The following is a 14,627-nucleotide window of genomic DNA, read 5'->3' as shown; positions in this document are numbered from 1 at the left end:
GGCAGCGCTGGGCACCAAGATGAGTGACGGCAACTATAACGATCACAGGGATGTAGGCGCAGGGCACTGCGAAGGGCTGCGCGAGTCGGGCAAACGCAAGCTGATGCGCACCATCCTGCTCGCCACCGGCCTGACCCTGGGCGGCTTCGCCGTGCTGCAGGCCCTGGCCGGCAACTACCCCTTCGCCATCCTCGAAGTGCTGTGCACCGCCTTGCTGCTGTTCGGCGCCTGGCGCATCGAACGCGCTCGCCATCTGTACCTGTGGATCTACCTGTATCTGATCCCGACCTTCTGCTTCATCCTCTACATCATCGTCATGCCGGACGCCTCAGCGGCGGCGTTCGTCTGGCTGTACATGATCCCGCTGCTGGCCTACCTGCTGCTGGGTAAGCAGCGCGCCTTCCTGCTCACCGCGCCGTTCATGTGCGCCGGGCTTTTGCTGTACTTCACCGACAATCACCTGACCCTGGACACACACGGCCTGATCGACCTGGGCAATGCCGCCCTGTGTGGCGTGCTGATCCTGGTGTTCGTGCATATCTACGATGGCTTGCGCATGCAGGCCTACGAGGAGCTGCAGCGCCTGGCGCAGACCGATTCACTGACCGGCGTGGCCAGCCGCGGCAGCTTCCAGCACGCCCTGCAACGCAGCATTCAGGAGGCCGAACGCAGCAACGGGCATCTGGTACTGGTGCTGCTCGACGTCGACCACTTCAAGCAGGTCAACGACCAGTGGGGGCACGCGGCGGGCGACATGGCGCTGCAGCACATCTGTCAGATCCTCCAGCAGCGCCTGCGCGTGACCGACTTTCTCGGTCGCCTGGGAGGGGAGGAGTTCGGCCTGCTGCTACGTCATACCGACAGCACCGGCGCCGACCCGCTGGTGGAAAAACTGCGCAAGCAGATCGCCGAACAGCCGCTTGAGTACGACGGTGAGCCGATCGCGCTGTCCGCCACCTTCGGCCTGGCCACCTGGCCCGTGGACGGACGCAGCGCCGCCGAGCTCTACCGCGCCGCTGATCGTCGCCTGTACAGCGGCAAGCAGCGCGGACGCAACCAGCTGGTCAGCGCCGACATACCGACCGAGCTGCTATTGGACAAATTCGACGTGCGCCTTTGAGGGCCGGCTAGCGTGCTGCGTTGGCAGGTGCGGCGGGTACGCAGGGCTGCTGGCCGGCACCCGCCAGGTTCTCGACGTTATTCAGCACGTTGTGGCCCTGGTTGACCTTCTGCGCGTTCTCCGCAACTTCCATACGCTTGGCATAGGTCGCGGTGTTGCCATTGAAGCTCTGCTGCGTCTCCAGTACGGTATTGGCCATATCCAGCAAGCTGCGTCCGGTGGCGATCAGGTTGCTGGTCGCGCTCGGCGCACATGGATCGTTGGCCAGCTGGGTATTCTGCAGCCCCTGAGTTTGCGTGTTCTGCGCCAGGCAGCCGCTCAGCGAGGCCAGCACGGTGGCGCTCATGAGGACGCCCAGGGTTCCTTTGATGTTCATCAGACATTCCCTTCTATGACCGGGCCCCGACCCAGTGCCGAGGCGTTGCCCGGATTCTAGGAATGGGTGGGGCCGCACGAAATAGTACGGGTGTACTAGTGCCTCTTTGCCTGCCAAACAGTTCCTTGCGCCGGTCGCAGGCTCCGGCCTAAGGTGCCGACACCACAACATGAGCTGTAATCAGCAGGGAAACGTCATGTCCGGGACTGTCTCCGCCGCGTATGACACCGAACGCGCCCAGGCCGGGGTGCGGATGATCTTCATGTCGGTCGCGGCCTGCTACATCGTGATCCTCTACCATCTGTCGCTGATCAACCCGGCGCTGGTATGGAAGATCTTCCTCCTGGAGTGCGTCTTCAGTGTCGTCGCCACGCTGATCTGGTTCGATATCCGGCGGCGTCCGGGCAACTATCGCGGGCGCCGGCTGATCACCATGCTCACCGACTACGCCGGTATCGCGGTGACCATGGCGCTTGGCGGCGCGGCCATGCTGCCGGTCTATGCGATTCTGCTGTGGGTCACCATCGGTTATGGCTTGCGCTACGGTTCCGGCTACCTGCTGCTGGCCACCCTGATGGCGCTGCTGTCGCTGAGCGTGGCCGCCAGCCTGTCGGCGCACTGGCAATCGCAGCCCTACCTGATCGTCACACTGCTGCTCACCACCCTGCTGGCGCCGGCCTACATGCATGCCCTGCTCAAGCGTTCGCGCCAGGCGGCCGAGGCCGAGCAGGCTGCCAACCGGGCCAAGTCGCAGTTTCTCGCCCAGGCCAGCCACGACCTGCGTCAACCCATTCATTCCATCAGCCTGTTCACCGCCTGCCTGCGCGACAGCAGCCTGGGTACCGAGCAGCGGCGCCTGGTGGAGAACATCGACAAATCACTGCACAGCGTCGCACGCCTGTTCCGCACCATTCTCGATATGTACTCGCTCGACAGCGGCAAGGTGGTGCCGCAACTGGAGTCGCTGGAACTGCGCAGCCTGCTGCAGCAACTCATCCAGCAGAATGCCGAGGCGGCGCGCTGGGCCGGGGTCGAGATGCGCCTGCGTTGCCCGCCGCTGCACGTGCGGGCCGACCCGGTGCTGCTCACCACCATGCTGCAGAACCTGCTGTCCAATGCCTTGAAATACGCGCCGGGCAAACCGCTGTTGATCGCCTGCCGCCCTCGCGGGCCAGGCGTTGCCATCGAGATCTACGACAAGGGGCGCGGCATCGCCGCCGGCCATCTCGACAGCGTCTTCGAAGAGTTCTATCGCGTGCGCCAGGAGCGAGACAGCGACGTCGAGGGAATGGGCCTGGGCCTGGCCATCGTCAGGCGCCTGGGCGCGCTGATGGACATGCGCGTGAGCATTCACTCCGTGGAGGCTCGCGGCACGCGGGCGGTCATCGACGGCCTGCAGCGCGTCGAGGCGCCGCGCGCGATGTCCTCAGCCAAGGGCAGCAGCCTGCAGACGCCGCGCATGCTCGATGGCTTGCGCGTGTGCCTGATCGAGGATGACCAGAACGTACTGCTGGCCACCGCCACCTTGCTGCAGAAGTGGGGCTGCGAAGTCGCCACCTTCAGCACGCTGCCTGATGCCTCTGCGCATTTCGATCTGGTGGTGACGGACTTCGACCTCGGCACCGAAGCGTCGGGGGCCGACTGCATCCAGCACGTGCGGCGCAGCAGTGGACGCAAGGTGCCGGCGATCATCATGACCGGGCACGACGTGCGTCGTGTGCAGGAGCAGGTGGGCGACAGCGATATTCCGATCCTGTCGAAACCGGTGCAGCCCGCCGAGCTGCGTTCGCTGCTGGTGGCCTTGAAGCTCAAGCTCAAGACCGCGTGATGCTCACACCAGCCCGGCTTTGGCCCCCTTGGCTGCGGCTGCGGCGCGGGTGCTGACGTCCAGCGTGCGCAGCAGCGAGGACACATGGATGCGTACGGTAAAGGGCGAGATCGCCAGCTCGCGGGCGATTTCCTTGTTCGACAGGCCGCGCACCACCAGCCGCAAGACCTCCTGCTGACGTGGCGTCAGTTGCTCCAGCAGATGACGATCCTCGGCGAAGGCCGGCACGCCGGCGGGTCCCAGGGTCAGGACGAACTCGCCGGCGCGCACGGCCAGCAAGGCATCGGCGATTTCATCCGGCGGCGTCGCCTTGCCGATGAAACCGTCCGCACCTGCGCTCATCACTTCATCGATCAACTCGCGGTTGTCGACCATCGACACGATCACGATCGAACTGCGCGCAAAGGTCTGGCGCAACGCGCTGATGGCTTGCGGTGATTGGCCGGGGAACAGCAGGTCGAGCATGAACAGGCTTGGCGCCGTGCTGGCTTGCGCCAGGCTCAGCACTTCATCCATGTCACCGGCTTCGAGAATGCACGCCATAGGGAAGACGCGCTGGGCGATACGACACAGGCCATCGCGGAAAACCGGGTGGTCGTCGGCGACGATGATGCGTTCTTGTTGTGATTGTTCAGGCATGTGGGGCGCTTCCATCTTGGCGCCAGACTAAAGTCATATCCCTGGCGACGCCAGCGTCTGGTTCTCAGTATTGCCGCTGACTTGCTCGCCGCGACTGAACTGCCAGGCGCTGCTCAGAGTCTATTCAGGTACCCCGTTATGGAATGTAAAGGAGTACCGCATGGACCTTATTCGTATCCTCATCGCCATCCTGCTGCCGCCGCTGGGCGTGTTTCTCCAGGTCGGTTTTGGCGGCGCCTTCTGGCTGAACATCCTGCTCACCCTGCTCGGCTACATCCCCGGCATCGTCCACGCGGTGTACATCATCGCCAAACGCTGAGGCCTTATTGGCTGATGTGTTTGGGCAAGCGGCGCCGAGCGCTGCTCGCGTAGGGTGGGTTAGCCGCCTGTGACATTGCCGATCGACTCGCAGTGTCGGCTGCGGCGTAACCCACCATCGGCGCAACGCGGTCCATCGTCTGGTGGGTTACGCGGCGCACCACCTTCATCTGCGTCTGGAATACTCGGCATTCGGCGCCGCTAACCCACCCTACGCTACGGTGGGTTTTTCGCCGTCCCTCACTCCCGCCGCAAAAAATGCACGTTGAACAGCTGCGCCGGGTCGCGCCACATGGCGACCGAGGCGAAGCCGCATGCGCCCGCCAGATCACGAAAACCGCTGGGCGTGTACTTGTAGGAGTTCTCCGTGTGCAGGGTTTCGCCAGCGGCGAAGTCGAACACGCGATCCTCGATGCGTACTCGCTGCGCCTGCCGGCTGACCAGATGCATCTCGATGCGCGACTCGGCTTCGTTATAGAAGGCCCGATGCTGAAAGCGGCGTGGGTCGATATCGCTGTGCAGCTCGTTGCGGATGCGCTCGAGCAGGTTGAGGTTGAACAGTGCAGTCACTCCGGCCGCATCGTTGTAGGCGCGCTCCAGCACCTGGCGGTCTTTCACCAGATCCACGCCGATCAGCAAGCCACTGCCTGCCGGCAGTGCCTGATGCAGGTTGCGCAGAAAGGCGCGGGCCTCATCCGGGTCGAAATTGCCGATGCTGGAGCCGGGAAAGAACGCCAACGGCCGTTGCCCAAGCGCCTCGGCGGGCAGCTTCAAGGGCTGGCTGAAGTCGGCGCACAGCGCGTGCACGTCGAGCCAGCGATAGTCGGCGGCCAGGCGACGGGTGCTGCTATGCAGAAACTCGCGGGAGATATCGATGCCCAGGTAACGCGCCGGGCGCAGGGCTTCGAGCAGCAGGCGGATCTTGCGACTGGCGCCGCTGCCCAGCTCCACCAGGCTGGCGTTGCGCCCGGCCAGCTCGGCGATATCGCGCGCCGCCAGGCGCAGAATGGTTTCCTCGGTACGCGTCGGGTAGTACTCCGGTTGCTGACAGATCAGCTCGAACAGATGCGAGCCGCGATGATCGTAAAAGAACTTCGGTGACATCGTCTTCGGGCTGGCCGCGAAGCCGCGCAGCGCTTCTTCGCGCAGGCTTTCCTGTTCCGGGCTCAGGGATTGTTCGTGGGTACGGATTGCCAATGCCATGCTCAGAGCTCCTTGGCCAGGCGCAGGCCGGAGAACTGCCAGCGCATGGTGGGGTAGAAGAAATTGCGATAGGTGGGGCGCACGTGGTCTTCAGGCGTGGCGCAGCTGCCGCCACGCAGCACCATCTGCCCGGACATGAACTTGCCGTTGTACTCACCCAGGCTGCCGCCCAGCGGCCGAAAGCCGGGGTAGGGCCGGTATGCGCTGGCCGTCCATTCCCAGACATCGCCATAGAGCTGCTGCAGGCCATCACCCGCGCCCGCCGCCACCGGCTGCAGGTGATCGTTTTTGACGAAGTTGCCCCATAGCGGTTCGTCCTGCGCGGCCACTTCCCATTCTTCCTCGCGTGGCAAACGCGCCTGCGCCCAGGTGGCGAAGGCCTCGGCCTCGAAGTAGCTCAGGTGGCAAACCGGCGCATCCAGATCCAGCGCGCGCGGGCCGCCCAGGGTCAGCTCCAGCCAGTCGTCGCCCTCGCGTTGCCAGTACAGCGGCGCCTGCCAGCCTGCGCGCTGGATATGGTCCCAACCGTCCGCCAGCCACAACGCCGTGCTGCGATAACCGCCATCGCGGATGAACTCCAGGTACTCGCCATTGCTCACCGGTCGGCTGGCTAACTGAAAGGCCTCGACGAATACCCGGTGTTGCGGCCGCTCGCAATCGAAGGCAAAGCCCTCGCCGGTATGGCCGACATGGCGCAGCCCGGCGGGAAATTCGACCCAGCGCAACTCGCCTGCAGTAGCGCCACCCGGCTTGAGGTCGTGACGATAGACCGGGCGCAAGGGGTTCTGCGCCAGGATGTGCTTGATATCCATCAGCAGCAGCTCCTGATGCTGCTGCTCGTGCTCCAGCCCCAGCTCGACCCGCTGCAGCACCTCGTCGGCAAGTTCGCTGCCTGACTGGAGCAACTGCGCCATGGCCAGATCGACATGGCTGCGATAGGCGTACACCTCGCTTACCGTCGGCCGCGACAACAACCCGCGCCGCGCCCGCTCGAAGGGCGTGCCGTGGGTCTTGTAATAGGAATTGAACAGATGGTCGTAGCGCTCATCCAGCGGGCGATAGCCCGGCAGAAAGGGCTGCAGTACGAAGGCCTCGAAGAACCAGGTGACATGCGCCAGATGCCACTTCGGCGGGCTGACGTCTGCCATGCTCTGGATCACATAATCCTCGGCCTCCAGCGGCTCACAGAGCCGCTCACTGGCAGCGCGCACCCGCTGGTAACGCTGCCATAGCTGTTCGAGGTGCGGCGGTGAAACGGCGATCCTGCTGGTGCGGTCTCGCATAACACGCATCCTTTGCTGGCGCCGCGGAGCGCGACGGTACTTAAAGCCGACCGGGCAATAAGGGCAAAGGTTCAGGGAGAATGTGGCGGTTACGTGGCAGGGGGGAGGAGGGCTACTTTATACATCTCATGCTGATGGTAGCGATCAGGTGTGCGCTGAGCCATTCATGTGCAGCTTTGTGCTAGCGAATCTGTCATCAGGAGTCGCATTTCAGCCTGAGGTAAACGTGGCCTGTCCTCGATTGTTCGTGAAACGATGACTGGCGAGCTCGATTGAGTTGGTGAATGGGCGCCAGAAACGAATACGACGTCATGATGGGTGGTGTGTGGCGAGCGGGACTTTTAACCTCTTGCTACTGGGCTAGCAGCAGCTCGACTGTAAAGGGGAGGTTCCAAGTAACCAGAATCAGGATGGCGTAGATCACGCCAATAATTCCCATCGCGACGAAAAGAGTTACTCGGCGCCTGTCTATCGGTGTGAGGAATCGATCCTGCTTGTCAGATCGAGAGGAGTAATGCTGTAGCACATCAAGCCAGGTTCTGCTCTCTTCATAAGCAAGGCTTGCATCTCGGAGATGCGAGATGAATTGAAGAACGCAAGAAAGCAATAAGTAGCCCGCCAGAAATTTAACCAGCAGGGACAGCTCGGTGCTTTCTAGCAGAACGTGAATGTTTCTCTGATCGAACTTACCTATGAATGAAAACCCAATGAAAACCAAAACGCTGAGAATGTCTCGGGTAAGCGAGCTCACCAGATCCCGGACCTTGGAAGCGTAGAGATCAGCTTGGGATTTCATGTCCTTCATGAGTTCGCGAACCTCTTTGTGATAGGCATCCTTACGGTCAAGAATCACAAAGGTGTAGCTGTCGCGGGCTTGTTGTAGTGCTACTGCAAGGTATTTCTCTGTTCCCGCTAAAAGCGTTTGGCCATGCTCGATGTCAATGGACAGTCGATCCATGACAAGTCTGAGGCGGGTCTCGGGGCGCTCCTCATAGACCCAGCAGACGGCTTCTGCCAGCTGGGAAAGAGCCTCAGCACTTACCTCTTGTCTGCTGTCGTAGAGCGGCAATGAAAGCCGTTTGGTACCCCGAAGGGTGGCGTCATAGCCATCGTCAGTGTGCTTAAGCTCTTGAACTAGGCACGCAGCTAGGGCGCATGCACTCAAACGAACCAGAGGCTGAGCCGTAGGGCTGCCGATATCTCCCCAGGTCAGTGCATAGGCGCTTGGGCAAACCCGAAGAGGCTTCACTGCATTGGTGTGGATCAACCCATGGACATCTGACTGATCAGGTAGTTTGTTGGTCGGGATGCTCGACACCTGCTCCGTCGGTGGTAATACCCAAAGCAACGGTCCACCAAATGCAGCGGTCAGTCCGTTGACTCGAATCGTCGTCGGGCGAGCGAGGTCAGGCTCATTTTTACCGGGGTATTGGAACGGATCAAGACGCCCCACCCATTCCAGGAAGCCGTCAGTCGTGAAGAACAACAGCGTATTTTCGTCGTCCCGGGCGCACATTTTCTGAGCAAGTGGAGACTTGCCAAAGACCAACCTCCATGGCTCGTCATCGAAAGTGTCCGATGCCAGTTCGGCTGTATCCACTGCCGCACCCGAGATCATGACAATAGGTGCCTCAATATTGAGTTGTCTGGCTAGCGAATCAATCTGTTGAAGAGCTGCTTTCACGGCCCCACTCAGCGACTCGCCCTCCACCGTTAGGCGAAAGCTCTCATCAAAGAATTGCGTGGCATGGCCACGCAATTCAAGGGTCGCTTTAAGTAGATCCGCTATAGCGGGCATGATTCCTCAACCTTTGGCGTCCAGCCGATTCGTTTCAATGGTAACTCGGGCCCGACCATTACCTAGCTGCTCGATGGCCATACCAACCGCCTCGGCGCTCCCTTCAAAAGAAATAGTGACACCCTCAAGCGTTTGGTAGACCTGCTTTCGCTCTCTAGTACGCAAAGAAGCGGGCTGGGGGCGGAATTGTTGCCCTGCGACGCCAGCTTCGGCAAGAGCCTCCCGCAAAGACCCCATAAGCAATGCTTTACGATCAGCATCTTCGTCACGTACCACAGCGTTGAGGTAATCGTCTGTATCAAAGACGTCATGGTCATTGAGGTAGTTGAGCGACCTTCCCGCAAAGGTATTCAGATCCTCCCCGGGTGGTAGATGTTCAGCGGCCAGCTTTTTCGCCCATTTCCGTACCTGGCCATGAGCTGTCCTTGTTAATACGGCGTCCTGCTGGCGCTCTGTTACCCCGAGGAAAGCTCTAAAGTAGTCACCCAATCCCGGTTTCTTCACCCGGTCAAAAGCTAGTACATCCCATGCAAACTGGTCAGAGACATCTATCAAGGCGCTCTTTTGAATGGCGTGCTTACTCTCATTGAGAGAGTTTTGAACCTCATTGATAACAGCGACTCTTCGACCATCCTTTTCCTCGTAGCTGTAAGTAAACGAGGGTTGCTTGTCCATTTTTACTAGGAAAACTAGCTGCCTCCAATCATGTGCGGCCGCTAGGTACTTCACAATGGATACGATGAATACGCCAGCCGACATTTGCCCTTGGTGGCGGCCGGAAAAATCTGTGGTGATCTGGCGTGAAAGCTCGATGAATCTATCCGGCGCCTCAACCAGCTGTTGGCACTTCTCTTTCAGGTGTACGGCGTCCTGCTTGAACACATATTGCGTGCCTTCGGCGATATCACGCAGCCGATCTAGAAAGAACTTTTTTTGGGCGGCCTGTAGTTGCACCTCGTCGAGGAAAATAACGTCTTCATCCTCTCCAGCATCTGCGTCGATGATGTGGAAGATGAAGCTGACAATTTCCAAACTCTCGCGCTGGGCCTGACTCAACACGCCATCCAGTGGTACTGCCATGTTGCTACTCCTTTCGAGGTTTCTAATGTACTTCGAGGAATTGCCTGCCCTCATGGTGATGAAGGCAATAAACAGGTATTAAAAGCAGGGGATAGATTCGTTCTTGCGCGTGGGACTCAATGGCCTCCATGTTCTATCTCTCAAAGATTCTGCATCGTCCTGCACTTCGGAAAACCCGAGCATCCCCAGAACTGCTGTCCCGCTTTCGCCCCTGATTTCATGGTACGAATCAGCAGCGCACTACCGCATTTCGGACATTGCCGCTCGGCTGTCGGATCGCTACGGCGTTTGAGGTTCTGCAAATGCTCGCGATGTGTGGCGAGGGTCGGCGCGCGGCGGCCGGTATGCAGGGTGTGCAGCATGGCGTCGACTTCAGACTCGCTGAATACCTGCTGCTGGAATGACTGGATATAGCGGATAAAGCCGATGCCTTGGGTCACGTTGGCCGGCACTTCGGTCTTGAAGGTGCTGCCGCCGACGAAGGTGATGACCGAATGCAGGTGTTCTGGGCTGACGCCAAGGGTGGCTTCCAGGGCTTTGAGGTGTTTGTAGTTCTGGCGCAACGGGTTCTGGAATTTGAAGGTGCGTTTGTAGAGCTTCTGCGTCCACTGCGCCTGCTTTTCGCTGCCGAAGATCCAGCCGCTCATGTTCTTCGTTTCCAGCACGAAGATGCCGTAAGGCGAGAGGAATACGTGGTCGATCTGCGTGGTGCCGTCTGGCGTATTCAGTGTGACGTTGTGCAGGCGGCGGTAGGTCTGTTTGTCCAGCTGCCAATGGGCGAACAGGCGTACCAGCAGTTCACCGATCTGCCCCTTGGCCCAGGGCGATTTGAGCAGGCCGATCAGCAGGGCTGCTGGAATCAACCAGAACAGGCTGTCTATAAGCGGGCGAAGAATAAGGCCGACGTCCATATTTTCTTCCGTGAGCAAAGCCGCTTGAGTGGCGCTCGTTGTACGAGCGAGCAGGCGTGCCGAAATCCAGTTGCCTGGCACTGATCTGGATGATGGCTTATTGCTCTCAATGGCTCAAGGGAGCCCCTAAAAACTACCTGCGTTGTCATCACTGCGTTAAAAGCAGGCTCGGAATGCTCATGTACAAAAGTACAGTCGCCCGCGACTCCGACCGTTCCTCGCCTGCTTTTGCCTTGTGCTGACTGCCTCGCCTACGTTTTTAGAGGCACCCTTCTCGGGGATCGCGACCATTGTCCTATGGCCGTTGGGCGGTTACGCCAGGTTTGGGGGCATTGCGCAGGGCTGAGCGCGGCCGACAAGACAGCTGCCCGGTCCAGGCCGGGTCATTTGGCAGGAGTTTTTGTTCATGAGCCGATTAGCGCGCCTATTCGGCTCATTTGGTGAGCCGAATAAGGACTATCTGGCTCACGGTCTTCTCACCTGATGTTCGTTGGACTGTCGTGTCGCTTGCTGGTTAGCGCTTCTTCGCCAGCAATTCGGAGCGGCCAATCACTTCTCTGCTGCGCTCAGGTTTGCGCGGGCCGGAGAAGCCGGCGTCTTCGATGGCGCTATCGAGGCCACGAAAGTGCGGGGCGGCTTTGGGGCTGCGGACTGTTTCCATGCCTTCGTTCCACGCATGCACCATATGCTTGGCTACGTCGCGCCAGGCGGGCTCGTTCTTTGCGGCTTCGATGACTTCCTTGCCGACCTCTACGGCGGACTCGCAGAGTTGCTCGAGCATGGCCGCGTATTTGCTCGGGCCAATGCCCAGTACGGACTTGAAGAAGGTTTCCAGGGATCGACCCGGTGTCCAGGTTTGTCTGCCTCCCACGGACAGGCCTGGCGGGTTGCTGGCAAAGCGCGGGTAGGCCTGAGTGGTCACCAGGTCATAGACCGGCGTGAAGCCCACGTCAGATAGGGAGGAGTAGAACAGCGCGATGTTCTTCGCGTGGCAGTCGGCATTGCGTACCACGTAGTTGGTGAGCAGATGCCAGCCCAGGTGCTCGCGCTGCGCTTGCAGGCGGTCAGCGGGGATGTAGGCGCGTGTGGCATTCCAAACCCGCTCGGTGGTGGGAGCGTACTTTTCATGGGGCGGCAAACCCAGCAGCCCGCAGGCATCCTCAACGCCATAACGGGGGATGCCGTGTTCGTCCACGTCGAAGCGATCTACTACCAGGACCTTGCCGTCTTCAGACATGCGGCAGGCAGCGACCGGCACGACGTTCAGTCGCTCCAGTACGCGCATAGTGTAGAACTCGTTGAAGCCCAGAAAAGGGGTGGTTTCGTCAGAGCCCTTGATGATGTGAAAGCCTGTGCGCAGGGTCGGCTTGCCCAGCGGTTCACGAGGGTCGATGGCGTCGGTGGCAATGAACTTTGGCACGACCCCCGATACGGCGACCCGAGCGTATTGCCGCACCAGTGCGGCGAACCGTTCGCTGGTGTTTTCCGCTTTGAGCAGCTGTTCTATCTCCAGCGGCGCCATTTCGACGCCGGGCTCAACACCCTCTGGCGTGACCGAGACTCTGCCGATGCCGGTGCCGCCCACCACGCCCAGCAGGGACAGGTCGGTACCATCGAGCAGCGGGCCAAATTCTTCGCGGATAACGCCCAGCAGATACCCCTCGGGCAGGTTTTGCCGGAAGAACGGGAAGAGGTCGCGCGGCCAGCGCCAAGCTTCTTCTCGTACCGGCATCGTCAGGCTGACAAAGTCTTCCGCTGCTGTGCCCGGTAGGTACTTCAGCACATATTCATCGCGCTCCCGAGAGAGTTTGGCCACCCGCCGTGAGCTGACGTGGACGTCGAGGATCATGCTCAAGCACTCCCTGAGCGTTGCTCGTCGAGGATGTCTTCGACCGTGCGTTGGTGTCCGGCCTTGACCAGCTTCAGGTCGTAACCTGCCGCTTCCAACAGGCGAACCAGCGCCGAGACACTCATATCGCCTTTGGCCAGGGTTTCCATACGGGCTACGGTGGTGCGCGAGACGCCAGCACGACTGGCCAGCGCTTCCTGGCTCAGTTTCGCGTCACCGCGCGCCTGTTTCAGCATTTCCGAAACGTCGTAGAGAGAGGTCATTTGTAGCCCCTGGGCATCATAAATACATGTAATGCGGAAAAATGTAGCTCGTGGGCTACAGCTATACAAGCAGTCTGATTCATTTTTGTGTCTTTTGGGCTACAAAATTCGCTTGGTAATCGTTTTTTGTGGCTCTTGGGCTACAGTTTGGCTTGTGGGCAATAGCTGCGTAGCTTTTCCGGGGGGCTGGGTGGCTATAGGCGCATTACATACGAGATGTGCAAAAACACGAAAGCCGCGCAGTGCGCGGCTTTGAAGGTGGTGGGCCCACACGGACTCGAACCGTGGACCAAAGGATTATGAGGCGGTAAAAAGCACGTTTCTGGTCGTTTCCCAGCGTCTCCCGAAAAAAGCCGATTTAGCGCGTTATCCTAAATTCAAGGGGTTAGGTGTTTCCCCTTGGTTCTGGGTATGGCCGGTCATGCCCTAAGAAACGGTACGCAAAACGGTACGCAGAAATGGCAGAGGCATCGGGCAAGGCGAGTAGTAGGAAATTTCTGACAGATGTGGAGCTGAAGGCGCTTAAGCCTGGTCAGACTGCCACCGATTCACTGCCAGGCCGAGGTAGTGGATCAATCCTGTTCGAGTGCCGTGCTTCAGGAGCTGTTGAAGGGTACTACCGCCGCCGCGATGGCGGGGGCCAGAAGATCAAGCTAGGAGTCTTCAAGAAAACACCCAAGAGCCCCGGTCTCTCACTTACTGAACTTCGCGAGCAAGCGGTACGTTACGCAAAGATCGCGGCAGAGCATGGTGATATCAAGGCTTACCTAGCCAGATGTGCTGCCGAGGAAGAGGTCGAGCAAGCAGAACGCCAGCGCCAGCTGCATGAGCAGCAGCGACTTGCTGCAATAGAGGCTTCAAAAGGCACTTTGTCCGAATTGTTCCGGGATTACATCGAAGACCGTCGCCGTGATGATGTTTCAGCTGCACAGATCAAGGAGTTCGAGCGTGTGCTGTCTAAGGATCTGGAAGGCGAGAAAGTTGTAGCTGTGAGCAAGGAAGGCCAAGAGGAACGGCTCGACATCATGAATATGAAGGCCAAGGATGTCAGGCCGGAGCATGTGAATCTTCTGCTGAAACCAATCTGGGACAGGGGAGCTAGACGTCAGGCAGGCAAGGTTCGTTCGTTTCTCGTTGCTGCTTTCAATTTTGGTCTAAAAGCTGAGCATCATATCGACCGAAGCAGTACTAAAAGCTATGGGCTTCAGATGAATCCTGCGGATCCAGTGACTGTCCCGAACACGTCAAAACCTGGCGAGCGCGCTCTGACTGATAAGGAGCTGAGGCAATTTTGGCACACCATTACAAAGGTCGATTCGGTTGGTGCGATTATGGCGCGTGTCTTTCACTTTGCTTTTGCTACTGCAGGGCAGCGTCCCCTCCAGTTTATTCGTGAGCCCTGGACCAGCTACAACTTTCAAAAGAAGTATTTGAAGATCATCGATAGCAAAGGGCGTGGCAGTAAAAAACGTGCACACTTCGTTCCCTTAAGCCGCAGGGCCTTGCAGGTACTCGAACAGGTTCGTGCCCTGCAGCCTCCAGGGGCCGTATACCCTTGGAGTGTTGGTGGACAAAAGCCAATTCACGCGTCCAGTTTTGTTGCCGCTGACCGAAAACTGACCCAGTAGAGGCTGTTCTGCCGACTGAAAACTGACCCAGGTGTTCAACTGCTTCTGCTCAATTTTTGAGCAGGAGAACACAGGGTGATCAGTATGGAAATGATGGGCAAAATTCGCCGGATGTATTTCCGCGACAAGCTGTCGCTGCATGAGATAGCCAAGCGCACCGGGTTGGCGCGCAACACGATTCGCAAGTGGGTCAGAGCACCTGAGGCCAAGCCGCCGGTCTACCAACGCCGCGCGATCTTCAACAAACTCAGCCCTTTTCACGCCACGCTGGAGCAGGCGCTAAAAGCCGATTCGCTGCGGCCCAAGCAACAGCGGCGCAGTGCCAAGGCGC

At 59.5% G+C, this 14,627-nt stretch carries 13 protein-coding genes and 1 pseudogene; 5 read left to right on the top strand and 9 right to left on the bottom strand.

Features of this window, described 5'->3' with window-relative positions:
• Positions 1-19: 19 nt before the first annotated feature.
• On the top strand, positions 20-1,120 hold the full coding sequence (locus BLS08_RS23070) for a GGDEF domain-containing protein (protein WP_017675742.1): 1,101 nt from the start codon (positions 20-22) through the stop codon (positions 1,118-1,120).
• Positions 1,121-1,127: 7 nt separating this feature from the next.
• Here the strand turns inward: BLS08_RS23070 and BLS08_RS23065 are convergent, their stop codons facing one another.
• Positions 1,128-1,496 carry a hypothetical protein gene (locus BLS08_RS23065; RefSeq protein ID WP_017675741.1) on the bottom strand — a complete coding sequence of 123 codons (369 nt, stop codon included), beginning with the start codon at positions 1,494-1,496 and terminating at the stop codon, positions 1,128-1,130.
• A gap of 196 nt (positions 1,497-1,692) precedes the next feature.
• Between BLS08_RS23065 and BLS08_RS23060 the strand changes: the two genes are divergently transcribed.
• Positions 1,693-3,324, top strand: coding sequence for a hybrid sensor histidine kinase/response regulator (locus BLS08_RS23060; protein ID WP_017675740.1), 1,632 nt, complete (start codon positions 1,693-1,695; stop codon positions 3,322-3,324).
• 3 nt (positions 3,325-3,327) lie between these two features.
• Here the strand turns inward: BLS08_RS23060 and BLS08_RS23055 are convergent, their stop codons facing one another.
• Positions 3,328-3,963, bottom strand: a complete 636-nt coding sequence (locus BLS08_RS23055; protein ID WP_017675739.1) for a LuxR C-terminal-related transcriptional regulator — start codon at positions 3,961-3,963, stop codon at positions 3,328-3,330.
• Between the two features lie 160 nt (positions 3,964-4,123).
• Between BLS08_RS23055 and BLS08_RS23050 the strand changes: the two genes are divergently transcribed.
• Entirely contained in the window at positions 4,124-4,282 is a 159-nt protein-coding gene (locus BLS08_RS23050; protein ID WP_003084988.1) for a YqaE/Pmp3 family membrane protein, read from the top strand.
• 239 nt (positions 4,283-4,521) lie between these two features.
• Here BLS08_RS23050 and egtD read toward each other — a convergent pair whose 3' ends face one another.
• The 7 genes from egtD to BLS08_RS23015 form a co-directional block, all read right to left on the bottom strand.
• Positions 4,522-5,484, bottom strand: coding sequence for an L-histidine N(alpha)-methyltransferase (gene egtD / locus BLS08_RS23045; RefSeq protein WP_017675738.1), 963 nt, complete (start codon positions 5,482-5,484; stop codon positions 4,522-4,524).
• Between the two features lie 2 nt (positions 5,485-5,486).
• Positions 5,487-6,767: an ergothioneine biosynthesis protein EgtB gene (gene egtB, locus BLS08_RS23040; protein ID WP_017675737.1), complete on the bottom strand. Its 1,281-nt coding sequence runs from the start codon at positions 6,765-6,767 to the stop codon at positions 5,487-5,489.
• Between the two features lie 352 nt (positions 6,768-7,119).
• Complete coding sequence (locus BLS08_RS23035) at positions 7,120-8,565, bottom strand: hypothetical protein (RefSeq protein ID WP_017675736.1); 1,446 nt, start codon at positions 8,563-8,565, stop codon at positions 7,120-7,122.
• Positions 8,566-8,571: 6 nt separating this feature from the next.
• Positions 8,572-9,645, bottom strand: a complete 1,074-nt coding sequence (locus tag BLS08_RS23030) for a nucleoid-associated protein (RefSeq protein WP_017675735.1) — start codon at positions 9,643-9,645, stop codon at positions 8,572-8,574.
• Between the two features lie 140 nt (positions 9,646-9,785).
• A complete protein-coding gene (locus tag BLS08_RS23025) occupies positions 9,786-10,556 on the bottom strand; it encodes a nuclease-related domain-containing protein (protein ID WP_017675734.1) in 771 nt (256 codons plus the stop codon).
• Positions 10,557-11,070: 514 nt separating this feature from the next.
• Positions 11,071-12,405, bottom strand: coding sequence for a type II toxin-antitoxin system HipA family toxin (locus BLS08_RS23020; protein WP_017675733.1), 1,335 nt, complete (start codon positions 12,403-12,405; stop codon positions 11,071-11,073).
• Positions 12,406-12,407: 2 nt separating this feature from the next.
• Positions 12,408-12,668, bottom strand: coding sequence for a helix-turn-helix transcriptional regulator (locus BLS08_RS23015; RefSeq protein WP_017675732.1), 261 nt, complete (start codon positions 12,666-12,668; stop codon positions 12,408-12,410).
• A 458-nt stretch (positions 12,669-13,126) separates the two neighbouring features.
• On the opposite strand from BLS08_RS23015, the gene BLS08_RS23010 reads away from it, so the two are divergent.
• Positions 13,127-14,296 (top strand): tyrosine-type recombinase/integrase, encoded by a 1,170-nt coding sequence (locus BLS08_RS23010; RefSeq protein WP_169886861.1) that lies wholly within the window; start codon positions 13,127-13,129, stop codon positions 14,294-14,296.
• A gap of 93 nt (positions 14,297-14,389) precedes the next feature.
• Positions 14,390-14,627 (top strand): annotated as a pseudogene (locus tag BLS08_RS23005) (IS21 family transposase); the annotation flags it as partial.

Origin of the sequence: Ectopseudomonas chengduensis, from assembly GCF_900102635.1 — a bacterium.
Classification (GTDB): domain Bacteria; phylum Pseudomonadota; class Gammaproteobacteria; order Pseudomonadales; family Pseudomonadaceae; genus Aquipseudomonas; species Aquipseudomonas chengduensis.
The sequence above is the reverse complement of the archived record's forward strand: the minus strand, read 5'-3'. Positions and strand labels throughout refer to the sequence as shown.